Source organism: Mesorhizobium sp. WSM4311, from assembly GCF_002295115.1.
Lineage (GTDB): Bacteria > Pseudomonadota > Alphaproteobacteria > Rhizobiales > Rhizobiaceae > Mesorhizobium.
This window is the reverse complement of the sequence record NZ_NSFV01000006.1, coordinates 278211-304335: the sequence shown is the minus strand read 5'-3', so window position 1 is coordinate 304335 and position 26125 is coordinate 278211. Positions and strand designations below refer to the sequence as shown.

Below are 26125 nucleotides of genomic sequence, written 5' to 3'. Positions count from 1 at the left end.
GTGCCTCCAGCATGTGCCCGGCCGAACGGGCAGGTTTCGAACGCCGAAGACGTAGGTCCCGAAACCTGACATTGCAATGACAGGCCGCCGCTTGCCGGGCTCGCTCTCCCGGATCAGGACCCGATATGCGGCCCCTTGCCCCGCGCCTGCGCAAGCTCGACCTGCCGCTGGCGCTCGGCGTAGCGCTGACGGTCCTCGTCGGTACGAGCGTCGAAGCAATGCGGGCAAGAAATGCCTGCGGCATATCTGGGCGATGCCAACTCACTTGCCGTCAGCGGATGGCGGCAGGCACGGCAGAGTTCTGCGTCACCCTCGGCGAGACCGTGCGACACCGAAACCCGCTCGTCGAAGACGAAGCACTCGCCTTGCCACAGGCTCTGCTCGGCCGGAACCTCCTCGAGGTATTTGAGGATGCCGCCCTTGAGATGGAACACATCCTCGAAGCCGAGCGATTTCACGTAGGCGGTCGCTTTTTCGCAGCGAATGCCGCCGGTGCAGAACATCGCCACCTTGCGGCCCTCGAGTTCCGCCCGGTGCGCTTCCACCCAGGCCGGGAATTCGCGAAAGCTCGCGGTGGCCGGATCGACCGCGCCCTGGAAGGTGCCGATAGAAACCTCGTAGGCATTGCGCGTGTCGATCACGATCGTGTCGGGCTCGGAAATCAGCGCGTTCCAGTCGGCGGGCGCGACATAGGTTCCGGCGCTTGTCGCCGGGTCGATGTCCTCGACGCCCATGGTGACGATCTCGCGCTTCAGCCGCACCTTCATGCGATGGAAAGGCATGTCCGTGGCCGCGCTGTATTTGATCTCGAGCCCTGCAAGCCCGTCGATGGCCTCGATATGGTCGATGAGCTCGGCGATCGCTGCTTCGCTGCCGGCGACGGTGCCGTTGATGCCCTCATGCGCCAGAAGCAGCGTGCCCTTGATGCCGCGTCCGCAGCAGAAGGCCGCGAGCGGCGCGCGCAGCCTCTCGAAGGCGTCGAGCCGGGCAAACCGGTAGAGCGCGGCGACGCGGACAGGCTGGGATGGAGCGGACAGTGTCATTGCCAGAGCAACTAGACGCTCGTAAAAGCCGATTCAAGGCGAAACCGGCTTCGGCGCCTGTCATGGCCCTGTCGGGAAAGAGCCGGTAAGCTGTCCGGTGGCGCGTGATATCGCGACGCGACCGGTTTCGTGGACAGGCAAACACCCGTCTGCTAATCGGTTGAAATCACCCCTTGGCAATGGAGAGACAGATGCCCAGCAAGACCGAAAAACTCCTGTCGCTCCTCGACGGCCAGCCGGTCATCCCGGTGCTGAAGATCAATGATGTCGCCAATGCGGTGCCGTTGGCCCGTGCCCTGGCACGCGGCGGCCTGCCGGCGATCGAGATCACACTGCGGACCGCCGATGCGCTGGAAGCGATCCGACGGGTGGCGGCCGAAGTCGAGGAAGCCATTGTCGGCGCCGGCACCATTCTGGACAGCAGGCAGTTCGACGAGGCCGCCAGCGCCGGCTCGCGCTTCATCGTCAGCCCCGGCATCACGCGCGAGCTTCTGGCAGCCGCCGCCGACAGCGAGGTTCCGCTGCTGCCCGGTGCCATCACGCCCGGCGAGATCATGGCCGCGCGCGAGGCGGGCCTGCGCTTCCTGAAATTCTTCCCAGCCGAACAGTCCGGCGGCATCGCCTCGCTGAAGGCTTTCGCCTCGCCTCTGGCCGATGTCAAATTCTGCCCGACCGGCGGCATCACCGGCAAGAACGCCGCCGACTACCTCAGCCTGCCCAACGTCATCTGTGTCGGCGGCTCCTGGGTCGCGCCCGACGACATGGTCAAGGCCGGCAAGTGGGACGAGATCGAAGCGCTCGCACGCGCTGCCAGCCAGCTCAGGAAATAGTCGGTCCCGGCTCACCAGGGCAACGGACCGTTCTCGTCGAAATAGCCGCCGGTCGGTCCGCCGGCCTCCAGCGTCGCCAGCTGCACGATGACCCCGGCGGCCTGCTGCACCGTACGGCCGCCTCTGTGCGCATTGAGGTCCGTCGCGGTGTAGCCGGGAGCGGCGGCGTTGATCATGATGCCGCGCGGCGACAGCTCCCGGGCGAAGGCCACGGTGACGGCATTGAGCGCTGTCTTCGAGCTGCCATAGCCCATGACATTGGGCGACGGGCTGTTGCCGGCGGCGCGCGCGATCGAGCCGAGATAGCTGCTGACCATGACGATACGGGCGGCGGGCGCTGCCAGGAGCAGCGGCAGCAAGGTCTGGGTGACGCGAACGGGTCCGAAGACGTTGACGTCAAAGGCGGCCTTCATATCCTCAACGTTCTCTCGGCTTGGCGGCCGTTCGTAGCGGCCGTCATCTCCGAGCGCGTCAACATAGCCTGGGGCAATGCCGGCGTTGTTGACCAGCACGTCGAGACTGGAGACCTGCGCCGTCAAGATCCTGGCCGCCGCCGCCACGCTGTCGTCGCTGGCGACGTCGAGAGCGAGCCATTCGACGTCGAGCCCTTCATTGCGCAACGCCCTTGCCGCGGCCTCCCCGCGCTCGGCATCGCGGGCGCCGAGCCAGACCTTGAACCCCATGGCTGCCAGCCGACGAGCGGTTTCGAGGCCGATGCCCTTGTTGGCCCCGGTGATCAGCGCATTCGTTTTCGTCGTCATGTCCACATCCCTTCTTTGAAACCCAGAGATGACGTGCGCCGGCCGATTTGGCGCGCCGGATACTCGCGTCCTCTTGCCTAATCCTCTCAACTGGTTGCGCAGCCTGCATGGATCGGCAATGCTGACGACATGAAAGACGCCTTGCAGGAACTGATCGCGATCGCCGGCCGCCATGCGCATGGGCGGCGCACAAGGACGGCCATCCCGCGGGTCACGATCGGCCGCAGCGAGGTTCCAACCGCGCCGCTGCCCGAGCTTTGTCAGCCGACGGCGCTGTTCGTTCTGCAAGGCGCCAAGACAGTGCTGATCGGCGACCGCACGCTCCGCTACGGCGCCGGCAGCTATTTCGTCTATGCGGTGGAGACTCCCGCCACCAGCCAGCTGATCGAGGCGAGCAGCGCCTTTCCTTACATGGCCATCGCCTTCGCCCTCGATGTCGGATTGATCGCCAGCCTGCTTATCGACCACAAGCCGGCGGTCGACGGCGACAACTTCGTGACCAACCGGGTGGATGACGAACTGCTCGATGCCTGGCGCCGCATGCTGCGGCTGCTCGACCGTCCGGCCGAAATTCCGGTGCTCGCGCCCATGCTCGAACGCGAGATCGCGTTCCGCCTGCTGCAGGGCCCGCAAGGCGCGAAACTGCGCCAGCTCGCGCGCGCTGACGGCCGCCTGTCGCAGATCCGCCGCGCCACCGCCTGGATACGATCGCACTACAACGAGCCTATCGATGTGACGGAGCTGGCGGCGCTCGCACATATGAGCAACGCTTCGTTTCACCGCCACTTCAAGGCGGCAACCGCCATGAGCCCGATCCAGTACCAGAAGCAGGTCCGGCTGCTGGAGGCGCGTCATCTGCTGATCGCGGAGCCAGGCAGCGCCGCGCGTGTCGCCTTTGCCGTCGGCTATGAAAGCACATCCCAGTTCAGCCGGGAATATGCGCGCCATTTCGGATTGCCGCCGGCGCGTGACGCCGCACGGCTTCTGGCCAGGGGCGAGGCAGCCACGCTGGAAATCGACTAAGGCTCGCAATCAGGACGTACGCGCTGCATCAGCTGGCACGAAAAAGGCCCGGCCGACTCCCGCCGACCGGGCCAATTCTCCCGGATCCTATCTGTTCCGGATCAGTGGCAGACCCTGACCTTCTCGGTCACCCTGTGATGGTACACCCAATGCGTGACCAGCCTGGTCCTGCAGTGATGCTTGCCATTCTTGATGATCACGGTTTCGGCTTGCGATGGAGCGATCGCGGCAGATGCTGCAACCAATGCCAGAACTGACGCCAGTAGAACCTTCTTCATGAATATCCGCAGGTTGGAACGCACCCACGCCAACCCGGAAATGAGGGTGCATTTCCGGCTTCACGAGAAGTTCAGCGATGTGTGATCCCCGGCATCGCGACATCGCATCCGCCGTATCCTGAAAGCAAAAAGCCGCGCTGATTGCCCAGCGCGGCTTTTGCTGTATCTGGCCAGCCGCTACTTCGTCTGGAAGCGGGCGACCGACAGGAACTTGACGGCATTGCCGGTGAAGCGGCTGGGGTCCGGCGCCTGGGCGTCGGTCTGGAAGCCGGCCGTATAGACCTCGCTCGGCGGCGTATGCACGATATTGTAGGCGTAGCCCGGCGCCGTCGTCGCGCTCGAAACGGTGGCGACGTTGTCGCCGCTGGTCAGCGCCCAGCGGGCGGCCTGGGGCGCCGCGGCGACCACCATGGCCCTGGGGCCCGGCTTCTGGTCGCGGGCGGTGGCCCTGGCTTCTTTGCGGGTTGTCTTCACGCCGGCGCCGATCGCTGCGGCCGGATCGGAACCGGCCGGACGGGCGGCAACGGCCTGGCGCGGCGATGCGACATCGACGTAAGACGGATCGTTGAAGGCCGAGCGCGGCTCTTCGGAGAGCGACGCAACCTGATATTGGTCGGCATTGCCGACCTGGGCGTTGGCCTCGTCGAGCACGGCCTTGACGGCGTCCGGCTTGGCCGGCTCGGGCCGTGCCGAGGGCAGCACCGAGAACGCATCAGTCGCGGTCTTCTCCTGTTCGGCCGTATCCGCCAGCGCCATCAGCACATCCTTGCTGGGCGGCGGCGCGAGATCCGCCGGCAGCGTGCGTTCGGGCCGCCATGTCGGCACGGGGATGTTGTTGACGGCAACCTGCGCCGGATCGGCGGCGGCAGCCGCAGCGAGCGCCGCGGGGTCAGCCTTGCCGAACGGCATGTTCGCCGGCGCCTGCGCGGTCGCCACGGCCTGTTCGGTGGTCGTCGTCGCGTCCGCCATGGCGAACGGAACGTTCTCGGGCTGCGCCCCGACATCGGCCTTTGGCCTCGGCGCGAAATCGGGCAGCGGAATCTCCTTGGCCGGCAAGGCGGCGATGATCGTCTCCGGCGTATCCTTTTCCGGGTCCGGTGCCGGTGCCTGTTCGTCGGCAATCTGCGGAACGTTGGCGCGCTGCGCATTCTCGGGCGCCACGATGGCGATGCCCGGCAGGTTGCCGCTCTTGGCGGTCGCCGCCGGCTTCAGGCTTCTGGGCTTGGGCGCGGGAGCGGCCGAAGCGGTCTCGACATCCGCGCTGTCGTCGGCTTCGTCGTCGCCGCCGCCGCCGAAGAAAGCGGAAAGGAAGCCGCCGGATTTCTTGCCGCTGCCGCCTGCGCTCGCAAGCTCGACATTGGGCGTACCAGCACCCTTGCGTGCCTTGTAGGCGGCCATCGCCTGCTCATAGCCAGGCAGCGGCCGGCCGTCGCTCGGCACATGCAGCGTCTTGCCGTTGGGGAACAGGCTGACCAGTTCCTGGCGGCTGATGCCGGGCCAGTGGCGCACATTGCCGACATCCATATGGACGAACGGCGAACCGGAGGTCGGATAGAAGCCGACGCCACCACCCTGCATCTTCAGGCCTATGTTGCGCAGCTTCTTCAGCGGCACGCCGGGAATGTAGAAATCCATCGCCTTGCCGAGCATATGCTGGCTCTTCTCGGCGACACCGCGGCTGCGGCTGCGCAGCATCGAGTTGGTCGCCGGCGAACGGTAGCCGCACACCACCTGGATATAGTCGGTGGCCCCGCTTTCGCGATAGGCCTCCCAGACCAGGTCCAGCAAGCGCGGATCCATCTTGGTCGGCTCATTGCGGCGCCAGTCGCGCAGGATGATGTTGATCTTGCGCAGGCCCTCGGGAACGTAGCGGCCGTTGCGCTTGTAGACGATCTCGGCCTTTTCGTGCGTGTGCAGGTGATAAAGCTTCAGCGAACGTGTTTCGGCGCTGGCACCGGTGGCCGCCGCGGCAACAAAACCAAAAGCGACAATCACCGCTGCCAGCCATCTCGGCCAGACGCTCAAATGATCATGACGCCCGTTTGTGAGTCGTTCGATTCTGTTCAAATCAAAAGGCCTTGCAGGCTGCCGTTTGTCCCCGGATTTGCCCAAACGGATGTGTCGTTTTCACATCCGAATATCGATCCTAATGGTTAATCATCGCTTATTGAAGCCGAAATGCGGTAACACCATGGCGATATCCCGTCAAAAATCGTTCACAAGGTTTCTTGGTAAACCGCTGGTTTAGATCAGGAATCCGGCTTTGGCCGAACACGATCTGTTACCGTTAGCGTTAATGCGTGAACAGAGCTGTCCACAGGCATGCCATATTCCAGCCGAAACCCCGATAGAGGCGCAATCCTGCCATTGCAAGCTGGTCCCGGCCTTGCATCGGGAACGTGATCCTGGTTTTGGAAGGGATCGAGCGCGCCCAAGGCGTGGAGAGATTCAGGTCAGGCCGGCCTCACCTGAATATCAACGCACCTAGGAAGCGAGGCGGTCGACACGGCCCGTCTCCGGGTCGATGCCATATTCCTTGAGTTTGCGGTAGAGCGTCGAGCGTCCGATGCCGAGGCGGCGCGCGACTTCACTCATCTGGCCGTTGTAATGGTCGATGGCGAGCTTGATCATCTCCAGTTCGACATCGGCCAGCGCGCGCACATTGCCGCGTTCGTCGAGCGCCCGCAGCGTGCCGAATCTGGGCTGAAGCAGGGCCGGCCGATCCGGCTCGGCGGCGGGAGCAGCATCGCCGACCAGGCCCCCCTCATCGCGGAGCTCCGGAGGCGATGGCAGGCGAGGTGCCACGTCGTCCGTTTCGAGATTGACGGTGCCTTCCACCTGCGCGCGGATCTGCGGAAAATCATCGACATCGAGCACGTCGCCTTCACACAGCACCGAGGCGCGGAAGACGGCGTTTTCGAGCTGCCTTATGTTGCCGGGCCAGTCATAGGCCTCCAGCACGGCAAGCGCTGCCGGCGAAATGCCTTGCAGGCGATGGCGCGGGTCGGCGGGCGCCACCTTCTCCATGAAATGCGCGACCAGATGCGGAATGTCGTCTCGGCGGTCGCGCAGCGGCGGCACGAAGATCGGGTAGACGTTGAGCCGGTAGAACAGGTCCTCGCGGAACTTGCCGTCCTTGACCTGCTGCAGGAGGTTGCGATGCGTCGCCGAGATCAGCCTGATGTCGACCTTGACGGTCGAACGCCCGCCGACCGGATCGACCTCGCCCTCCTGCACGGCGCGCAACAGCTTGACCTGCACATCGAGCGGCAGGTCGCCGATCTCGTCGAGGAACAGCGTGCCCGAATGCGCTTCGACGAACTTGCCGGTGTGCTTGTCGGTGGCGCCGGTGAAGGAGCCCTTCTCGTGGCCGAACAGGATCGATTCGACCAGATTGTCGGGAATGGCGCCGCAATTGACGGTGACGAAGGGTTTCGAGCGGCGGTCGCCGCTGCCCTGAATGGCGCGCGCCACCAGTTCCTTGCCAACGCCGGATTCGCCTTCGATCAGGATCGGGATGTTGGATCCGGCCGCTTTCTGGCCGAGGCGTATCACCCTGTCCATGGCCGGGCTGTGGGTGATCATGTCCCTGAACGTCAGCAATCCGCCGCGCTTGCGCGACGTGCGCTTGACCTCGCCCTCGACCGCCTCGACCTTGAGCGCATTGGCGATCGAGGCCTGAAGCCTGTCGGGCGACGCCGGCTTGACGACGAAATCGAAGGCGCCGTGGCGCATCGCCGACACCACGGTTTCGATGCCGCCCTGGGCGGTCTGCACGATGACCGGGACGGAGATGTCGCGTTCGCGCATCGCTTTCAGCACGCCGATGCCGTCGAGACCGGGCATGACCAGGTCCAGGATCACCACCACGATGTCGCGGTCGCCAAGCCCGTCGAGCACGGCGAGGCCGGCTTCGCCGCCGTCGACGACGATTGCCGTGTGGCCGAACCGCGTCACCGCCGCCTCGAGCAGCCGGCGCTGCACGGGATCGTCATCGACTATGAGTATGGAACCTGTCATGACTGTCTTGAACTGCCCGCGCCCGAAATCCCCATGGATCATCTTGGCACAGGGTTCTAAATAAGGTTTCAAAAAACCCGGTGAACGAATTCCTTACGATTTGACCGGCTTGCCTGATCCCCTTGATTCTGACCTCATAATTCACAGAAGGTATTGTCGATGCGCATGATGTTTGGTCGGCGGCTTGCGGCACCGGCGTCCGGTCAGGGTGCGGCCGAGCTTGGCGATCTGCCGGAATGGAACCTTGCCGACCTCTATGCCGGCATGGAAGCCCCGGAACTGAAGCGTGACATCGTAAAAGCCGCCGCCGACGCAATCGCTTTCGAGACCCGCTGGAAGGGCACGCTCGCCGCCGAGGCCGGGCGCGGCGGCGCCGGCAAGCTGGGCGAGGCGCTGGTCGCCTACGAGGCGCTGGAGGAGCTGATCGGCCGCATCGTCTCCTATGCCGGCCTGGTCTATGCCGGCAACACCGCCGATCCGCAGCGTGCAAAGCTCTATGGCGACATCCAGGAGAAGATGACGGACGCCAGCGCGCATCTCCTGTTCTTCGCGCTAGAACTGAACCTGATCGACGACGACGCGATCGAAAGCGCGCTCACCAGCGATCCCGCTTTCGGCCACTACCGGCCTTGGGTGCTCGACCTCAGAATGGACAAGCCCTACCAGCTCGAGGACCGCGTCGAGCAGCTTTTCCACGAGAAGTCGATCACCGGGCGCGGCGCCTGGAACCGGCTGTTCGACGAGACGATGACCGACCTTCGCTTCGACGTCGACGGCGAGGAACTGACGCTGGAGCCGGCCCTCAATCGCCTGCAGGATGCCGATGGCGAAGTGCGTCGCCGGGCCTCCGAGGCGCTGGCCGCGACTTTCCGCAAGAATTTGCGCACCTTCACCCTGATCACCAACACGCTGGCCAAGGACAAGGAAATTTCCGACCGCTGGCGCGGCTTCGAGGACATTGCCGATTCCCGCCATCTCGCCAACCGCGTCGAGCGCGGCGTGGTCGACGCGCTCGCCACCGCGGTGCGCGAGGCCTATCCGCGCCTGTCGCATCGCTACTACGCGATGAAGGCGCGCTGGCTCGGCACGGACGTGATGAACCATTGGGACCGCAACGCGCCGCTGCCGGAGACCCCGCAATCGGTGATCGGCTGGGACGAAGCGCGCAACACCGTGCTGTCCGCCTATCAGCGCTTCTCGCCCGAGATGGCCGAGATCGCGCGCACCTTCTTCGACCGCAACTGGATCGACGCGCCGGTGCGCCCGGGCAAGTCGCCAGGCGCCTTTGCCCATCCGACCGTGCCGTCGGCCCACCCCTATGTGCTGCTCAACTACATGGGCAAGCCGCGCGACGTGATGACGCTGGCGCATGAACTCGGCCACGGCGTGCACCAGGTGCTGGCCGCTGGCCAGGGCGCGCTGATGGCCTCGACGCCGCTGACCCTGGCCGAGACGGCATCGGTCTTCGGCGAGATGCTGACCTTCCGCTCGCTGCTCGAGCAGACCACCGACCGGCGCGAGCGCAAGGCCATGCTCGCCCAGAAGGTCGAGGACATGATCAACACGGTGGTGCGCCAGATCGCCTTCTACGAATTCGAGCGCAAGGTGCATGCCGAGCGTCGCAACGGCGAACTGACATCCGACAGGCTCGGCCAGTTCTGGCTGGAAGTGCAGGCCGAAAGCCTCGGCCCGGCGATCAAGCTGCGCGAGGGTTACGAGGTGTTCTGGACCTACATCCCGCACTTCATCCATTCGCCGTTCTACGTCTATGCCTATGCCTTCGGCGACTGCCTGGTGAACTCGCTCTACGCCGTCTACCAGAATGCCGAGCGCGGTTTTCAGGACAAGTATTTCGAGATGCTACGCGCCGGCGGCACCAAGCATCATTCGCAGCTTCTGGCGCCCTTCGGCCTCGACGCCACCGACCCTGCCTTCTGGCAGATCGGGCTCGGTGTCATCAGCGGCCTGATCGATGAACTGGAAACGCTCGACGGCTGAGACGCCTCTCGCCTGCAAAGAACAGTTTAGCCGGAATGCATGTTGGGACGGCACTGTTCTTTCGCTAAATATTTGTTCTTGAAGAACTCTAGGCGGAAGTTTTTCCCATAGCTTTCCACAAGCTCTATGATAGCCTTCGCCGCAAGCTCAGCCGGAGCCTACGCGGATCGGCGAGGGGAGATCTCAGCCGGCCGTGACGCTCAGGCGAACGCGACAACGGCCGTTGGCCATGGGCTTGAGAAGCCGATCGCCGACAGCTCGAACCGAAGCCGGCTGTTCTGCGAACCCGCGGAACCTTCACCGAGTAGTCCATCGCCGAAGGTCATGACCCACGGCAGACGGATCTGACTGGAGAGAGACAATGGGCACTTTTTTCTACGTGGTCCTGGCGTTCCTTGTAGGCGTTTTGGTTGGCTGGTTCATCTGGGGTCGCCTGCGTGGTGAGCTCGACGGTTTGCGCGGCGACCTCGACCGCACCCGCGGCGAGCGCGACAAGCTGCGTGCCGACAGCGACCGCCTGACCGGCGAACTCAATGCATGCGGCAAGACCCGCGCCGACCTCGAGCGCCAGTTGCGCGACGCGCAGACGGGTGGAGCAAAGGCCGCCAGTCAGCCGCCGGCCGCCCTGATGTCAACGCCGGCGGCCGCCAAATCCGCTCCGACAGCGGCCAAGGCCGCGCCTGCCAAACCAGCAGCCAAGGCTGCACCGGCGAAAGCCACCGCCACCAAGTCGGCTGCACCGAAGCCCGCCGCCGCCAAACCCGCGGCCTCCGCCGCTTCCTCGGCGAAGAGTTCGGCCGCGCCCAAGCCGGCAGCCGCCAAGAAGGCCGCACCGGCGGCAGCCAAGCCTGCGGCTGGCAAATCAGACAATCTGCGCCGGCTGATCGGTATCGGCCCGGTCAACGAGAAGCTGCTCAAGGCGCAGGGCGTCACCACCTTCGCCCAGATCGCCGCCTGGACCGCAGCCGACATCAAGCGGATCGAGGACGTGATGAATTTCGACGGCCGCATCGCCCGCGAACGCTGGATCGACCAAGCCAGGCTGCTCGCCGCCGGCGACGAGAAGGAATTCGCCAAGCAGTTTCCGACGGCCGGAACCGCCAGCAACACCTGAGCGCCAGAGTCAGATCATCAAGCCGGCGGGGTCACAGGCCTCGCCGATTTCTTTTTTTGGCAGGCAAGGCCGCCACGAGGTCGGCTTTGAGGGGCAAGGTGCCGTTCCCTCGATTGCACGCGAGCGGCCCCCCATATAGAGCGATCGACGGCTTCATCGATCCCGGTCCCCATGTCCCTGCCCGCCGCCATTTTCCGCAACGACGAAAGCGCGCGTCAGCTCGTGTTCGACCGGCCGGCCGATATCATCGTCGCGCATGAGGCCCGGGATTTCGGGCCGGCGCTGGAAACGGCACAGGCCGCGCACGACGCCGGCAAATGGCTGGCCGGCTATTTCTCCTACGAGGCCGGTTATCTGCTCGAACCGAAACTCGTTCCCTTGCTGCCGCGGGGACGTCGCGCGCCGCTGATCTGCCTCGGTGTTTTCGATGTTCCGGTCGAAGAAGCGGTGCCGCCGCGCGATGCGGCAACCCCGAACGGCCCGATCTTCGATGCGCGGGCGGCCTGGTCATTCGAGGATTATGAGAAACGCTTCTCGCGGCTGCACCAGCACATCAGGCAGGGCGATTGCTACCAGGGCAACCTGACCTTTCCGGTGCAGGCGCAATGGTCCGGCGACCCGCTTGCCGCCTTCGATGCACTGACCGAACGCCAGCCGGTGAAGTACGGCGCACTGGTGGCGCTGGGCGATCCGATCGTGCTGTCGCGCTCGCCCGAACTGTTCTTCGAGATCAATGCGGCTGGGATGATCGAGACGCATCCGATGAAAGGCACGGCCCCGCGCGGCGCGACCAAGACCGAGGACGAGCGGCAGAAAACCTTCCTGCGCAATGACGAGAAGAACCAGGCCGAGAACCGGATGATCGTCGATCTCCTGCGCAACGACATCTCGCTGATCAGCGAGGTCGGCACGCTGGAAGTGCCGGAACTGTTCCGCATCGAGAGCTACCCGACCGTCCACCAGATGGTGAGCGACGTCAGGGCGAAGCTGCTGCCGGGCCTTACCATCCGCCAGGTGTTTGCAGCACTGTTTCCCTGCGGCTCGATCACCGGCGCACCGAAGATCCGCGCCATGGAGATCCTGCACGACCTGGAGGGCACGCCGCGCGACGTCTATTGCGGCGCCATCGGCTGGATCGCACCCGGGGGCACGATGCGCTTTTCCGTGGCGATCCGCACCATCTCGCTCTTTGCCAGCGGCGAGGCCGTCTACAATGTCGGCGGCGGCATCGTCTTCGATTCGACGCCTGAGGAGGAGTATCAGGAGTGTCTGCTCAAAGCCCGCTTCGCGACGGGGACACCGCCGATTTCGAGCTGATCGAGACCATGCGCTGGCAGCCCGAGACGGGCTTCCTGCGCTTCGATCGCCATCTTGCGCGCCTCTATGGCTCGGCGGCGGAGCTTGGCTTTGCCTGCAATCCACAGAAGATAGGCGCCGTGCTGGGCAAGGCGGTCGACGGCGCCCGAACCGCCATGCGCACGCGGCTCGCCTTGGCGCGCAACGGCGACGCGACGGCCTCGGCACAGCCCTACGAACCGCTCGCCGCCGACAAGGTCTGGATATTGCGGCTGGCGCGGACACGGCTCGATTCGCAAAACACGCTGCTGCGCCACAAGACCAGCCGGCGCCAGCTCTACACCCATGCCCGTTCCGAGTATCTCGTCACCCAGGCCGACGAGCTGCTGCTGGCCAATGAGCGCGGCGAAATCTGCGAAGGGACCATCACCAATGTCTTCGCCGATTTCGGCGACGGCGTGCTGGCAACGCCACGGCTCGATTGCGGCCTGCTGCCTGGCGTATTGCGCGCCGAGCTTCTGGATGAAGGCCGGGCGGGAGAAGCGATCTACAGCTACGATGATCTGAAGTCGGCCAAGGCACTCTTCGTCGGCAATTCGCTGCGCGGCCTGGTTCCCGCAAAGTTGGTATGACTAGGAGAACGCCATGTTCGTCGTTTCGCTGAACTACAAGGTGGCCCTGACCGAGATCGACCGCTTGCAGGCAGCGCATGTCGAATGGCTGAAGGCCTGCTACGCGGAGGGCATCTTCATCGCGTCCGGGCCGAAGAAACCGCGGACCGGCGGCATCATCATCGCGCAATGCCCACGCGAGATCCTCGACGCCAGGCTGGCTGCCGACCCTTTCGCCAAGGCCGGCGCCGCGGACTACGAGGTCACCGAATTCCTGGCCAGGATGACCGCCGCCGGTCTCGACGCTTTCAAGGAAGCATGAGCTTGGTCGAGGCCCTGCCCACCCACACCCCTTATGACGGCTCCTCGAAGCTGTTCAACATCGGGCTGAAGCCGCTCGATCCGGCAAGCTGGATCGAGGTCGACGGCTATCTTCTGCCCTATCTCGCCGAGAAGCGCCGGCTTTATGCCGAAATCCCCGAACGGGTTTTCGTCGAGGAGGATGGCACGAGGGACGCCCAGCAGGAAGTGCTCGGCTTGCTCGGCGCGTATCTGCCGGAGCGATTTCCGCGCACCCATCGCCGCACCGATGCGGGCGTCGAGATCGTGGGCGCTGTGAACCACCCTGCCTTGCCTCCGGGTCTTGCCGACGCGCCACTGGTCGCGGCCTCGCTGCTGGTCCAGGAAGACCTGATCCTGATGCGGCGCGACGACAGCGGCTGGCGGCTCGCCGCCGGCTCGCTGTGCTTTCCCTCGTCCTGGTCGCTGCTCGAAAAATTCGGCAAGCCGCTGCAGCAGATTCACCAGCCCGTGCCGGGTTTCGGTCCGGGAACGCGTCCCGCCGAATTGATCAACCGCATGTTCGACGGCCTGCAGGGACAGGCGGTCGAGCGCTTCAACTGGTCGATCCAGGCCGACAATGCGCTCTACCATCCGCTGTCCAACGTCGAGCGCATCGACCGCGCCACCAGCCGGCCGACGCGCTTCCCCGACGGTGATGTCAAGGCGCACGCCTTCATCCGGGTCGAACGGCAGACGCTGCGCAAGCTGCCGTCCTCGCGCGACATCCTGTTCACCATCCGCATCCATCTCGATCCGCTCGCCGTGCTGGCGCGGCACCCGGACAGGGCGACGCTGGCACTGTCCTTTGCCGCCCAGCTCGAGGCGCTCGATCTCGACCAGCTCGACTACAAGGGCCTGACATCCGACCGCGACGGGCTGATCATGGTCCTTAACCACATGGCCAGGGACGGCTAGCCACGGGTTGGCGCTTTTCGCTGGTTTATGACAATGATCTGTGATGTAGCGCATGACCGTCGGGTGAAAATGCCCGGGTTTTGCGGGTGTTTGCCCGGCTTTTGCATGTGCCTGAAGGAGTGCTCGATAAAATGGCGAATGAAAACTGGCCCGTTTACGGTGAGATCACCGGCCCGGTGGTGATGATTGGCTTCGGCTCGATCGGACGGGGGACGCTGCCGCTCATTGAACGCCATTTCAAGTTCGACAAGTCGCGCATGACGGTCCTCGACCCACGCGACACCGACCGCACGCTGCTCGACGAGCGCGGCATCGCCTTCGTCCAGGAAGCGGTGACCGAGAAGAACTACAAGAAGCTTCTGACGCCGCTCTTGACCAATGGCGGCGGCCAGGGCTTTTGCGTCAACCTGTCGGTCGACACGGGCTCGGTCGATCTGATGCGTCTCTGCCGCAAGCTCGGCGTGCTTTACATCGACACCGTCGTCGAGCCGTGGCTCGGCTTCTATTTCGACGCCAAGGCCGACAATGCCAGCCGCACCAACTATGCGCTGCGCGAGGCGATGATCAAGGAAAAGCACGACAAGCCCGGCGGCGCCACCGCCGTCTCCACCTGCGGCGCCAATCCCGGTATGGTCTCGTGGTTCGTCAAGCAGGCGCTGGTCAACCTCGCCACCGATCTTGGCCTTGAGTTCTCGGAGCCGGCGCAGGAAGACCGCGAGGGTTGGGCCAAGCTGATGAAGAAGGCCGGCGTCAAGGGCATCCACATCGCCGAGCGCGACACCCAGCGCACCAAGAAGCCGAAGCCGATGGATGTGTTCTGGAACACCTGGTCGGTCGAGGGCTTCATCTCCGAGGGCTTGCAGCCGGCCGAACTCGGCTGGGGCACGCATGAGAAGTGGATGCCGAAGAACGCCAAGAAGCACAAGCACGGCTCCAAGGCCGCGATCTACCTGGAGCAGCCCGGCGCCAACACGCGCGTGCGCTCGTGGTGCCCGACGCCGGGAGCGCAATACGGCCTGCTGGTGACGCATAACGAGTCGATCTCGATCGCCGACTTCTTCACCGTTCGCTCGAAGAAGGGCAAGGTGCAGTACCGGCCGACCTGCCATTACGCCTACCATCCCTGCAACGATGCGATCCTGTCGCTGGACGAGATGTTCGGTGCCGCCGGCAGGCCTCAGCCGGTGCACCACGTGCTCGACGAGAACGAACTGGTCGACGGCGTCGACGAACTCGGTGTCCTGCTCTACGGCCACGACAAGAACGCCTACTGGTTTGGCTCGCACTTGTCGCTGGGCGAGGCGCGCAAGCTGGCGCCCTATCAGAACGCCACCGGCCTTCAGGTCACCTCGGCGGTTCTGGCCGGCATGGTCTGGGCATTGGAAAATCCCGATGCCGGCATCGTCGAGGCCGACGAGATGGACTACAAGCGCTGCCTGGAAGTCCAGTCGCCCTATCTCGGACCGGTCGAAGGCCATTACACCGACTGGACGCCGCTCGACCGACGCCCGGGCCTCTTCCCGGAGGACCTCGACCGCAGCGATCCGTGGCAATTCCGCAACATCCTCGTCCGATAGCATCCTGCGCACCATGCGCCATTGCCTTGCAATCGCCCGGAAATCGGGCGATTGAAGAGATGCGGCCTGGGGCAGCGCACGTCTTGCGGGACGCACGCCCGTTCCAGCACTTTGGACGTTCGCATCGTGCCTCTCAAAATCGAAACCGATTTTTGGGCCGATGCGTTTGGAGAGGATTTAAGATGACTATTGCGCGCAAAGTTCTTTCGATGGGCGTGGCGGGTTCCTTTGCCATGATCCTCGCCGCCTGCACCACAGGCGGTCCCGAGGCACCGCCGATGGCGGCCGCGCCGAAAGGCGTCGAGGGTTCCTGGATTGATGCCAAGGGCACCGGCCTGTCGACCTTCACCGGCGGCAAGTTCACGACCGTCGCCACCGACACCGGCCAGAAGCTGTCCGATGGCAGCTACACGATGACCGGAGCCACATCGGTCGAGATCAACGGGACGTCGCTGATCCGCCAGACGCCGGTCAGCTTCAACTGCCTGCTGATCTCCACCAGCCAGCTGAACTGCACCAGCTCGTCCGGCCAGAACTTCGTGCTGACGCGACGCGTCTGAACGAGCGAACGCTGGACTCATCGAGGATGGCGGCCGATTGGCCGCCGTCCTTTTTTTGCGCCTGCAAAGAGTGGCGGCATTTCCGCTTGCGTCAGCCGAAACGCGATGGGAACATGGTCAAAACATGGCTGTTACACCCCAGTCAAGCAAGGGTGCTAAACGCCTCTGATCAGCCTACCGGGAGACGAAGATGAAGAAGCTTGCCGCCATTGCCGCCCTGTCCGCATCGACGCTTGGCCTGTCGGCCGGCGCATCCTTTGCCGACTACACATTGAACATTTTGCATTTCAATGACTGGCACAGCCGCATCGAAGGCAACAACAAATATGAGTCGACCTGTTCGGCCGACGAGGAGACCAAGGGCGAATGCATCGGCGGCGCCGGCCGGTTGATCACGGCGATCGCCCAGGAGCGCAAGAAGCTCGAAGGCCAGAACGTGCTGCTGCTCAATGCGGGTGACAGTTTCCAGGGATCGCTGTTCTACACCACCTACAAGGGCACCGTGGAGGAGGAATTCCTCAATCAGATGAAACCCGACGCGGTGACGCTCGGCAACCATGAATTCGACGATGGCGAGAGCGCGCTGGTGCCTTACCTCGACAAGGCGATGTTCCCGATCGTCAGTGCCAATGTCGTGCCCAACGACAAGTCCGGCGCGGCCGGCAAGATCAAGCCGTCGATCGTCGTGGATGTCGGCGGGCAGAAGATCGGCATTGTCGGCGCCGTCACCAACGATACGCCCGAACTCGCCTCGCCCGGTCCCAACATCGCCATTGCGGACGACGTCAAATCGATCACCGCCGAGGTCGAGAAGCTCAAGGCGCAAGGCGTCAACAAGATCATCGCCGTGACCCATATCGGCTACAACAGGGAACGCGACATCATTGCCAAGATCCCGGGCATCGACGTGGTTGTCGGCGGCCACAGCCATACGCTCTTGTCGAACACCGATCCGAAGGCGGCAGGCCCCTACCCGACGATGGTCGACAACCCGGACGGCTACAAGGTGCCGGTGGTGCAGGCGGCCTCCTATTCGAAATATCTCGGCGAGTTCAAGGTGGTGTTCGACGACAATGGCGTCGTCAAATCGGCCAGCGGCGACCCGATCTTTCTTGACAAGTCGATCACGCCCGATCCCGCCGTGCTCGCCCGCATCAAGGAACTCGGCGCGCCGATCGAGGCTTTGAAGAACAAGGAAGTGGCCGAGACCACCGACGTCATCGACGGCAGCCGCGAGAATTGCCGCGCCAAGGAATGCGCGATGGGCAACCTCGTCTCCGATGCCATACTCGACCGCGTCAAGGGACAGGGCGTCGAGATCGTCATCTCCAATGGCGGCGGCCTGCGCGCCTCGATCGACAAGGGCACCATCACCATGGGTGAGGTGCTGACCGTGCTGCCGTTCCAGAACACGCTGGCGACCTTCCAGATTTCGGGCAAGGACCTGGTCGCCGGCCTCGAAAGCGGCCTCAGCCAGATCGAGGACGGCGCCGGGCGCTTCCCGCAGGTGGCGGGCCTCAAATACGCCTTCGACAAATCGGTCGCGCCCAATGCCGGCCGCGTCAAATCCGTCGAGGTCATGGAGAACGGCGCCTGGACGCCGATCAAGCCCGACAAGGACTATCTCGTCGCCACCAACAATTACGTGCGCCAGGGCGGCGACGGCTACAAGGTCTTCGCCGAAAAGGCCAAGAACGCCTACGACTACGGCCCCGGTCTCGAACAGGTCGTGGCCGACTATCTCGGCGCCCACCGGCCCTACACGCCCAAGCTCGACGGCCGCATCACCGAGATCGCCGCGACCGTCGCGGCGGCCCCGGCGGCGGAACCAGCCAAGCCTGCAGAGCCGGCAAAGCCAGCCGAGGCAACTCCGGCCCCCGCGCCGGCGGAACCTGCCAAACCGGCCGAGGCCGCGAAACCGGCTGAACCGGCAAAGCCCGCGGAAGCGGCACCGGCAATGCCTGAACTGCCCGCGAACTCAGGCGATATCGCCAACACGCCGCCGGCCGTATCGACGGAGAATGCACCTGCGCCACCGGCCCCGCCGGCTCCCGCTGCTCCGGCACCTGCACCAGCCGAGCCGGCAAAGCCGGCCGAGGCCGCCCCTGCACCGGCAGCGCCGGCCCCGGCGGAACCTGCCAAGCCGGCAGAGCCGGCAAAGCCCGCTGAAGCCGCACCAGCAACGGGCAGCCATGTCATCGTTACCGGCGACACCTATTGGGATCTGGCCAAGAAGGCCTATGGCGACGCCACCAAGTGGAAACTCATCTACGAGGCCAACAAGGGTCAAAGGCCGCATCGGCTGATGCCCGGCGCGACACTGACCATCCCGGCGAAGTAACCTCACTTCGCCTCTTCCATCCAACACCCGCCTGGGAAACCGGGCGGGTGTTCTGTTTTCAGCTGGACACGCGTTAAGGTGCGGCCAGACGCGGCATTGAAAGCCCGTGCAGGATGATTAGGTTCGCGCCTCCTGGAGGACCGCTATGACGTTCACAACCGCTGTCGATCCCAAAGCCGCGAAGGCCCTCGGCCCACTGCCGGCCGGGCATCCGCCGGTCAAGACCGGCAAGATCGGTGTCATGCTGATTAATCTCGGCACGCCTGACGGCACCGACTTCAAGCCGATGTGGCGGTATCTCAGGGAATTCCTGTCCGATCCGCGCGTCATCGAACTCAACAGGGCGATCTGGTATCCGATCCTCTACGGCCTGGTGCTTACATCGCGGCCGAAGAAGTCCGGCGCCAACTATGCCCGGATATGGAACCAGGAAAAGAACGAGTCGCCGCTGCGCACCTACACCCGCGCGCAGGGCGAAAAGCTGGCCGAGGCGTTGCGCGACCTGCCCGATGTCGTCGTCGACTGGGCGATGCGCTACGGCAATCCTTCGACCGCGAGTGTCGCCGAAAGGCTGGTCGCGCAGGGCTGCGATCGCATTCTTTCGTTTCCGCTCTACCCGCAATACTCCGCGACGACGACGGCCACCGCCAATGACCAGCTGTTTCGCGCCTTGATGAAGATGCGCGCGGCACCCGCCATCCGCAGCGTGCCGCCTTACTATGACGAGCCCGCCTATATCGAGGCGCTGGCGCGTTCGATCGAGCAGAATATCGCGACGCTGGATTTCGAGCCGGAAGTGGTCATTGCCTCATACCACGGCATCCCAAGGCCCTATTTCGAAAAGGGCGACCCCTACCATTGCCATTGCCTCAAGACGACCCGGCTGTTGCGCGACAGGCTCGGCTGGGACGAAAAGAAGCTGATCACCACCTTCCAGTCGCGCTTCGGCGCCCAGGAATGGCTGCAGCCCTACACCGACAAGACGGTGGAGAAACTCGGCAAGGACGGCGTCAAATCCATCGCCATCGTCAATCCCGGCTTTTCCGTCGACTGCATCGAGACGCTGGACGAAATCGGCCGGGAAGCGGCCGAGACCTTCCATCATGCCGGCGGCAAGAACTTCGTGCATATCCCTTGTCTCAACGATAGCGCCGAGGGGATGGCGGTGATCGAGGCGATGGTGCGGCGCGAACTGTCCGGCTGGGTCTAGGAGAAATTCCAGGAAAAGTGTGAAACGGTTTTCCCGGGAGAAGCGCATAGCGCTTTCCCTTGGGAATTTCGTCAACCAGAGAGTTGGAGCGGCCCGCCGCTCTGACACCGGAACAAGGGCCACTCCGGAGCGTTGAGCAGTTCCTCCGGAGAATTCGATGCCCCGCAAACTCGACCTCAGAACTGGCCGGCCCGTCTGGTCCGCCTATCGGGCACCTGCCGTGCCGACGGACAGGTTGACCCGCGACGTCAAGACCGACGTGCTGATCATCGGCATGGGCATCAGCGGCGCCATGACGGCCGAGGCGCTGACGGCGGACGGTCATCAGCTAATCTGCATCGACCGGCGTGGTCCGCTGAAAGGCTCGACCGCGGCGACCACGGCGCTGGTCCAGTTCGAAATCGACCAACCGCTTTCCGTGCTCTCGGAGATGATCGGCAGGATCAAGGCACAACAGGCCTGGCGCCGCTCGCGGCTCGCCGTTTCCAACCTGGCCGGCCGCATCGAATATCTCGCAATCGACTGTCGCCTGCGCCGCGCCCCGTCGCTCTATCTGGCCGGCACGCTGCTCGGACCGTCGGAACTGCGTGAGGAAGCCGAAGCGCGGCGACATGCGGGCATTGCGGCCGCCTATCTGACGCCGCAGCCGCTGGCGCAGACATTCGGCATAGACCGCGGCGGCGCCATCCTCAGCCATGGCAACATCGCGCTCGACCCGCGCAAGCTGACGGCCGGCTTGCTGCTCAAGGCGCTGGAGCGCAAGGCACGGCTTTACGCTCCCGCCGAAGCGACGGCGATCGAGGACAATACCGATGAGGTGGTCGTGACGACAAAGGACGGCCCGACCATCACCGCACGGCATGTTGTCCTGGCCACCGGCTACGAACTGGTCGACATCGTGCCGGCGGCCGCCCACCGGATCATCTCGACCTGGGCGATCGCGACACGCCCGCAGCCGCGAAAACTCTGGCCGGGTCCGTCGTTCATCTGGGAGGCGTCGGATCCGTATCTCTACATGCGCTCTACGGCCGACGGCAGGGTCATCTGCGGCGGCGAGGACGAGGATTTTGTCGACGAGACGCGGCGCGACGGACTGATCGCCGACAAGAGTGCCCGCATTGCCGACAAGCTGGGCCGGCTGTTCCCCCGTCTCGACGTCAGGCCCGAATTCGCCTGGACCGGCTCGTTCGGCACAACCAGCACCGGCCTGCCCTATATCGGCGCCGTCCCCCGGCATCCGCGCATCCATGCAGTCATGGGTTACGGCGGCAACGGCATCACCTTCTCGCGCATCGCTTCCGAAATTATTTCGGCTTCGATCAAAGGGATGACCGACATCGATGCGGAGCTCTTCGCCTTCAACCGCTGAGTGCAGAGCAACAAACAATCCTTCATCACCTGATTGTAACGTTCCTGAAACACACTTAAGTCTTTGGTGAAGTCGGCTGCGCGGGAATGGCTCTCGCGGCCCGCTTCTGAGGGAGAGCCAAATGGATTTCAGTGGTTTCGATATTGCGGTCGTTGTTCTTGTCGCGCTTGTCGTGCTGGTGCTGTTCAAAGGCATCAAGACAGTTCCCCAAGGCTACAACTATACGGTCGAACGTTTTGGTCGTTACACCAAGACACTGAGCCCCGGCCTCAACATCATCACGCCGTTCGTCGACCGCATCGGCGCCAAGATGAACATGATGGAGCAGGTGCTCGACGTTCCGAGCCAGGAAATCATCACCCGCGACAACGCCATCGTCGGTGTCGACGGCATCGCCTTCTACCAGATCCTCAATGCGGCGCAGGCCGCCTACCAGGTTGCCGGCCTGCAGAACGCCATCCTCAACCTGACGATGACCAACATCCGTACCGTCATGGGCTCGATGGACCTCGACGAGCTGTTGTCCAACCGCGACGCCATCAACGAGCGCCTGCTGCGCGTCGTCGACGAGGCGGCGCATCCGTGGGGCATCAAGATCACCCGCGTCGAGATCAAGGACATCAACCCGCCGGCCAACCTCATCGAATCGATGGGCCGTCAGATGACCGCCGAACGTAACAAGCGCGCCCAGATCCTGGCCGCCGAAGGCCTCAAGCAGTCGCAGATCCTCGAGGCCGAGGGCCGCAAGGAGGCCGCCTTCCGCGACGCCGAGGCGCGCGAGCGCTCGGCCGAGGCCGAGGCCCGCGCCACCCAGGTGGTGTCGGAAGCGATTTCCAAGGGCGACGTGCAGGCGCTGAACTACTTCGTCGCGCAGAAATACACCGAGGCGCTGGGCAAGATCGGCACGGCCACCAACAGCAAGATCGTGCTGATGCCTTTCGAGGCGTCGTCGCTGATCGGCTCGCTCGGCGGCATCGGCGAGATCGCCAAGGAAGTCTTCCGCAGCGAAGGCACGACCGGCGCACAAAGGCAGGCCGCGCGCCCGCCAGTTGTGCGCCCGAGCGACAACTGAGTCCGCAGGAGCTCACTCCCATGTTCGATCGCATCATTTCCGAACTCGGCCCGTGGAACTGGATGGTTCTGGGCTTCGTGCTGCTGGTGGTGGAGGTCATCGCGCCGGGCTTCTTCATGCTGTGGATCGGCATCGCCGCGCTCATCATCGGCGCGGCGTCGCTGCTGATCTGGGACGCGGCGATCTGGAGCTGGCAGGTCCAGGTCCTCGCCTTCCTGGCGCTGTCGCTGGCTTCAGCCTTCGTCGGCAAGAAACTCATGGGCGGACGCGACCAGCCGACCGACCAGCCGCTGCTCAACCGACGCGGCGCTCAGATGGTCGGCCGCATGGCGACGCTTGCCGAGCCGATCAAGGACGGCCGCGGCCGCATCAAGCTCGGCGACACGCTATGGCGCGTCTCCGGCCCGGACCTGCCCGCCGGCACGCAGGTGCGCGTGACAAGTGCCGCCGACACGGACCTGGAACTGACGGTGGAGCGCGTCTGAGTTTCCAGACGGCGCCGGTGCGAAAGATGTGTTGAGATCCAGGACAGGCCGAGCCGGAGTCGAAGACGGGCGCGAAGCGACCGAACAAGGCGGGTTACGAGAACCGGAGCGGAGCGTACTTAAGTACTTGAGCACCGGCCTAACCCGGCCGTAGCCTTAGTAGCGACGATCCCTCATGAGTGCTTCGGCCGGCGAAGGCCGGAAGCGCAGGTATCAGCCGTTTGCAACCGGCCTCACCTGAATATCGGCATGCCTAGGCAGCGCCGATGCGCAGCAGGTCGTGGAAATGCACCACGCCCAGCGGCATGTTGTTCCTGGTCACCACCAGCGCGCCGATATTGTGCTCGTTGAGTAGCGCGATCGCCGTGCCAGCCAGCGTCTGCGGGTCGACCGTCTTGGGCGTGCGGGTCATCACCTCGTCGACGATGACGTCGGCCAAATTGCGGTGCAGGTTGCGCGCGACATCGCCGTCGGTGATGATCCCCGCGAGTTCGCCATTGGCGTCGACGATCAGCACGCAGCCGACCTTCTTCTGCGACAGCGTCATTACCGCTTCCGGCATCTTGGTGCCGAGCACGGCCAGCGGCATCTGGTCGCCGACCCGCATGATCTCGGAGACCATGGTCAGATTGGCGCCGAGCTGGCCGCCGGGATGGAAGGTGCGGAAATGGTCTGGCGTGAAACCCCGCGCCTCGAGCAGCGCGATCGCCAGGGCGTCGCCGATGACCAGTTGCAGCAGCGTCGACGTCGTCGGCGCCAGCCCGTGCGGACAGGCCTCCGGGGTGCGCGGCAAAAGCAGCACCACGTCGGCGGCGCGCGCCAGCGCCGATGTCTCGCCTGACGTGACGGCGATGAGCGGAATGGAAAAACGCCTGGAATAGGCGACGATGCCGAGCAGCTCCTTGCTTTCGCCTGACCATGAGATGGCGATGATGGCGTCGTCCTTGGCGATCATGCCGAGATCGCCATGGTTGGCCTCGACGGGATGGACGAAGAAGGCCGGCGTGCCGGTCGAAGCCAGCGTCGCCGCGATCTTCGAGCCGATATGGCCGCTTTTGCCGACGCCGGTGACGATCAGCCGGCCTTCGATCTTCGAAATCATACCGACGGCCTGCGCGAAAGGCGCGGCCAGTCCGTTCTCGAGCGCCTCGGCAAGGGCGGCGATGCCGGCCTGCTCGGTCGTCACCGTTCTCAGTGCCGAATCGATCGACGCTTGCCTGTCCAGGGGCTTCTTATCGAGGGATCTCGCATGCATGGATGATGCGATTAGCGCGTTGCCGCCCGCCTGTCCAACAGAAATGCCGCTGGCGCCCAGGCGGCGGAGGCTTCGGACAGGTCACGGGATCGGCAAACAGCGGCACTTTAACCGGCCGAACGATCGCCGCCTCAACCCTCCATTAACCATCCCCATTTACGGTTCGGTAAGTATGGCGCGCACAGCGCCGCGCAAGCAGTGGTGGCGATGTCCGGGGCCCAGCCAGAGAAATCAAGAGGACGACAGGGCAAGGCGGTCTGCGCCTTGTTGCTGGCGACCAGCATGTTTGCCTTGTTGCGCCCGGGGCAGCTTCATGCCCAGGAAACCGAGCTGCGCGGCGAGGTGTCCGAATCGGCGATCCTGTCCGACCAGCAGCGCAAGGCAAAGCAGCTCGCCCTTGCCACCCAGCGCCAGCAGCAGTCGGCCAACTCTGCGCAGGACGATGCGCCGCCGCGCACCTATTTGCCGGCCAGTGCCGGCGCTGTCCCTGACGACACGAACACCGATGCCGCCACCGGCAGCATTTTCGATCCGCCGCAGGCGACCGACGACACGGCCACCGACAATCCGACGCCGCCCAAGCCTCGTCGCCGTCCGTCGAGCGCCGGCCAGAATGCTGCGGACCAGGACAAGACCAAGACGGACCGCAGGGCAACCGGCAAGTCGAAGAAAAAGAAGAAAGCGACCACCGCGACCACGGACACCACTCAGGCCGCGACCGACGATACCGACGGCGCGGACCAGGAAGCGGCCAACCGCCGTGCCCTCACCGTCGACAGCGCCGACAGGCAGAAGCTCGACCCCGGCGCCGAACGCACCGCCGCCATCGAAGGCCAGAACAAGAAGGCCGAGGAGGATCCGTTCCAGCCCACCGGCGTCAAATGGGGTTCCTTCGTCATCCGCCCGTCGATCGAACAGGGCATGACCGCCACCACGAACGGCGATTCGAGCAGTGCCGGCACCTCGGCGCTGCTGTCGGAGACGGCGTTGCGCTTTACCGCCGTCTCCGACTGGCGCGAAAACGCCGCCACCATCGACGGCTATGGCCTGTTCCGCGAGACGGTGTCGGGCTACCGCGTTCACGATGCGCAGGGCCGCATCGAAGGCCAGCTCAATGTCGACCTCGACAACGAGCTGCGCGCCATAGCCAAGCTCGGCTATGAGGCCGTGCCTGAAACGGCGTCCTCGCCCAACGCCATTGCCGGCGTCAGCACCCAGCCGCTGCGGCAGACCATCGACGGCAGCCTCGGCGTCGAAAAGGCCGTCGGCAAGATGCAGTACACGCTGACCGGCGCGGTCTCGCACGACTTCTACGGCGACGCCGAGCTTTCGGACGGCACCACGCTGTCGCAGAAGGATCAGGACAACACGCTCTATACGGCGACCCTGCGCACCGGCTACGAAATCTCCCCGGTCCTCACCCCGTTCAGCGAAATCGAGGTCGGCCGCCGGGCCTACGATCAACGCATCGACAATGAAGGCTTCGAGCGGTCCTCGACCCGGCTCGGCGCCCGCGCCGGTCTGCAACTCGATATGGGCGAGAAGCTCTCCGGCGAGTTCTCCGCCGGCTGGCTGAGGGAAGCGATCGACGACAAGAGCCTGGAGGCGATTTCGGGCGCCACCGTCAACGCCGATCTCAAATGGTCGCCGGAACGCGGAACCACGATCGGCCTGACCGGCAAGACCACCGTCGAGACCACCACGACGGCGGGTGAAAGCGGCGATATCCTCTATTCCGGCCGCTTGACGGCCGAACGGCAGATCCGTGCCAACCTTACCGCGAATGCGGCTCTGGGGCTCGACTGGCGCGACTATGTCGGCATCGACGGCCATGACAGGATCCTGAGCGCCGAGACCGGGCTGACCTGGTGGCTGAACCGCTATGCCGGCCTCACCGGCCGGGTCAGAACCGAAAAGCTGACCAGCAACCTGCCCGGCCGCGACTACACCGCCAACAGCATCTACCTCGGCCTGAAGGTGCAGCGCTGAAACACGCCTGCGCAGGGGCGGTCAGCCGCTCGCGCT

22 protein-coding genes are annotated in these 26125 nt (G+C 64.5%); 17 read left to right on the top strand and 5 right to left on the bottom strand.

Annotation, left to right across the window (positions count from 1 at the left end; genetic code table 11):
- Window positions 1–113: 113 nt before the first annotated feature.
- Entirely contained in the window at window positions 114–1043 is a 930-nt protein-coding gene (locus CK226_RS18460; protein WP_095786979.1) for a rhodanese-related sulfurtransferase, read from the bottom strand.
- A gap of 191 nt (window positions 1044–1234) precedes the next feature.
- On the opposite strand from CK226_RS18460, the gene CK226_RS18455 reads away from it, so the two are divergent.
- Window positions 1235–1873 carry a 2-dehydro-3-deoxy-phosphogluconate aldolase gene (locus tag CK226_RS18455; RefSeq protein WP_095792734.1) on the top strand — a complete coding sequence of 213 codons (639 nt, stop codon included), beginning with the start codon at window positions 1235–1237 and terminating at the stop codon, window positions 1871–1873.
- Window positions 1874–1884: 11 nt separating this feature from the next.
- Here the strand turns inward: CK226_RS18455 and CK226_RS18450 are convergent, their stop codons facing one another.
- Entirely contained in the window at window positions 1885–2634 is a 750-nt protein-coding gene (locus CK226_RS18450) for an SDR family NAD(P)-dependent oxidoreductase (RefSeq protein ID WP_095772618.1), read from the bottom strand.
- 129 nt (window positions 2635–2763) lie between these two features.
- Between CK226_RS18450 and CK226_RS18445 the strand changes: the two genes are divergently transcribed.
- Window positions 2764–3657, top strand: a complete 894-nt coding sequence (locus CK226_RS18445) for an AraC family transcriptional regulator (protein ID WP_095792670.1) — start codon at window positions 2764–2766, stop codon at window positions 3655–3657.
- A gap of 192 nt (window positions 3658–3849) precedes the next feature.
- Window positions 3850–4020 (top strand): hypothetical protein, encoded by a 171-nt coding sequence (locus tag CK226_RS34940; protein ID WP_179301076.1) that lies wholly within the window; start codon window positions 3850–3852, stop codon window positions 4018–4020.
- A 92-nt stretch (window positions 4021–4112) separates the two neighbouring features.
- Here CK226_RS34940 and CK226_RS18435 read toward each other — a convergent pair whose 3' ends face one another.
- Window positions 4113–5960, bottom strand: a complete 1848-nt coding sequence (locus CK226_RS18435) for a DUF882 domain-containing protein (RefSeq protein ID WP_095772616.1) — start codon at window positions 5958–5960, stop codon at window positions 4113–4115.
- Between the two features lie 459 nt (window positions 5961–6419).
- Complete coding sequence (locus CK226_RS18430) at window positions 6420–7955, bottom strand: sigma-54 dependent transcriptional regulator (protein WP_095792732.1); 1536 nt, start codon at window positions 7953–7955, stop codon at window positions 6420–6422.
- Window positions 7956–8114: 159 nt separating this feature from the next.
- On the opposite strand from CK226_RS18430, the gene CK226_RS18425 reads away from it, so the two are divergent.
- The 13 genes from CK226_RS18425 (at window position 8115) to CK226_RS18365 (ending at window position 22845) form a co-directional block, all read left to right on the top strand.
- Window positions 8115–9953: a M3 family oligoendopeptidase gene (locus CK226_RS18425; protein WP_179295804.1), complete on the top strand. Its 1839-nt coding sequence runs from the start codon at window positions 8115–8117 to the stop codon at window positions 9951–9953.
- Window positions 9954–10314: 361 nt separating this feature from the next.
- Complete coding sequence (locus CK226_RS18420) at window positions 10315–11067, top strand: proton-conducting membrane transporter (protein ID WP_095772615.1); 753 nt, start codon at window positions 10315–10317, stop codon at window positions 11065–11067.
- 171 nt (window positions 11068–11238) lie between these two features.
- Window positions 11239–12384, top strand: a complete 1146-nt coding sequence (locus CK226_RS18415) for an aminodeoxychorismate synthase component I (protein ID WP_095792669.1) — start codon at window positions 11239–11241, stop codon at window positions 12382–12384.
- Window positions 12333–12995 (top strand): aminotransferase class IV family protein, encoded by a 663-nt coding sequence (locus tag CK226_RS18410; protein WP_095792668.1) that lies wholly within the window; start codon window positions 12333–12335, stop codon window positions 12993–12995. Before CK226_RS18415 ends, CK226_RS18410 begins: the two co-directional genes overlap by 52 nt.
- A 13-nt stretch (window positions 12996–13008) precedes the next feature.
- The gene (locus tag CK226_RS18405; protein ID WP_095772612.1) at window positions 13009–13296 is read left to right on the top strand and encodes a YciI family protein; all 288 of its coding nucleotides are present in this window, start codon (window positions 13009–13011) and stop codon (window positions 13294–13296) included.
- Entirely contained in the window at window positions 13293–14231 is a 939-nt protein-coding gene (locus tag CK226_RS18400; protein ID WP_095792667.1) for a DUF3445 domain-containing protein, read from the top strand. Before CK226_RS18405 ends, CK226_RS18400 begins: the two co-directional genes overlap by 4 nt.
- A 131-nt stretch (window positions 14232–14362) precedes the next feature.
- Window positions 14363–15808 carry a homospermidine synthase gene (locus CK226_RS18395; RefSeq protein ID WP_095792666.1) on the top strand — a complete coding sequence of 482 codons (1446 nt, stop codon included), beginning with the start codon at window positions 14363–14365 and terminating at the stop codon, window positions 15806–15808.
- 182 nt (window positions 15809–15990) lie between these two features.
- Window positions 15991–16368, top strand: a complete 378-nt coding sequence (locus tag CK226_RS18390) for a hypothetical protein (protein ID WP_095792665.1) — start codon at window positions 15991–15993, stop codon at window positions 16366–16368.
- Between the two features lie 190 nt (window positions 16369–16558).
- Window positions 16559–18709: a bifunctional UDP-sugar hydrolase/5'-nucleotidase gene (locus CK226_RS18385; protein WP_095792664.1), complete on the top strand. Its 2151-nt coding sequence runs from the start codon at window positions 16559–16561 to the stop codon at window positions 18707–18709.
- A 145-nt stretch (window positions 18710–18854) separates the two neighbouring features.
- Entirely contained in the window at window positions 18855–19919 is a 1065-nt protein-coding gene (hemH, locus tag CK226_RS18380) for a ferrochelatase (protein WP_095792663.1), read from the top strand.
- A gap of 157 nt (window positions 19920–20076) precedes the next feature.
- A complete protein-coding gene (locus CK226_RS18375) occupies window positions 20077–21288 on the top strand; it encodes an FAD-binding oxidoreductase (RefSeq protein ID WP_095792662.1) in 1212 nt (403 codons plus the stop codon).
- 121 nt (window positions 21289–21409) lie between these two features.
- Complete coding sequence (locus tag CK226_RS18370; protein ID WP_095772605.1) at window positions 21410–22360, top strand: SPFH domain-containing protein; 951 nt, start codon at window positions 21410–21412, stop codon at window positions 22358–22360.
- 20 nt (window positions 22361–22380) lie between these two features.
- The gene (locus CK226_RS18365) at window positions 22381–22845 is read left to right on the top strand and encodes an NfeD family protein (RefSeq protein ID WP_095792661.1); all 465 of its coding nucleotides are present in this window, start codon (window positions 22381–22383) and stop codon (window positions 22843–22845) included.
- A 253-nt stretch (window positions 22846–23098) separates the two neighbouring features.
- Here the strand turns inward: CK226_RS18365 and CK226_RS18360 are convergent, their stop codons facing one another.
- Window positions 23099–24100, bottom strand: coding sequence for a KpsF/GutQ family sugar-phosphate isomerase (locus CK226_RS18360; RefSeq protein ID WP_095786990.1), 1002 nt, complete (start codon window positions 24098–24100; stop codon window positions 23099–23101).
- Between the two features lie 207 nt (window positions 24101–24307).
- On the opposite strand from CK226_RS18360, the gene CK226_RS18355 reads away from it, so the two are divergent.
- Window positions 24308–26089 carry an outer membrane beta-barrel protein gene (locus CK226_RS18355; RefSeq protein ID WP_179301075.1) on the top strand — a complete coding sequence of 594 codons (1782 nt, stop codon included), beginning with the start codon at window positions 24308–24310 and terminating at the stop codon, window positions 26087–26089.
- Window positions 26090–26125: the final 36 nt, after the last annotated feature.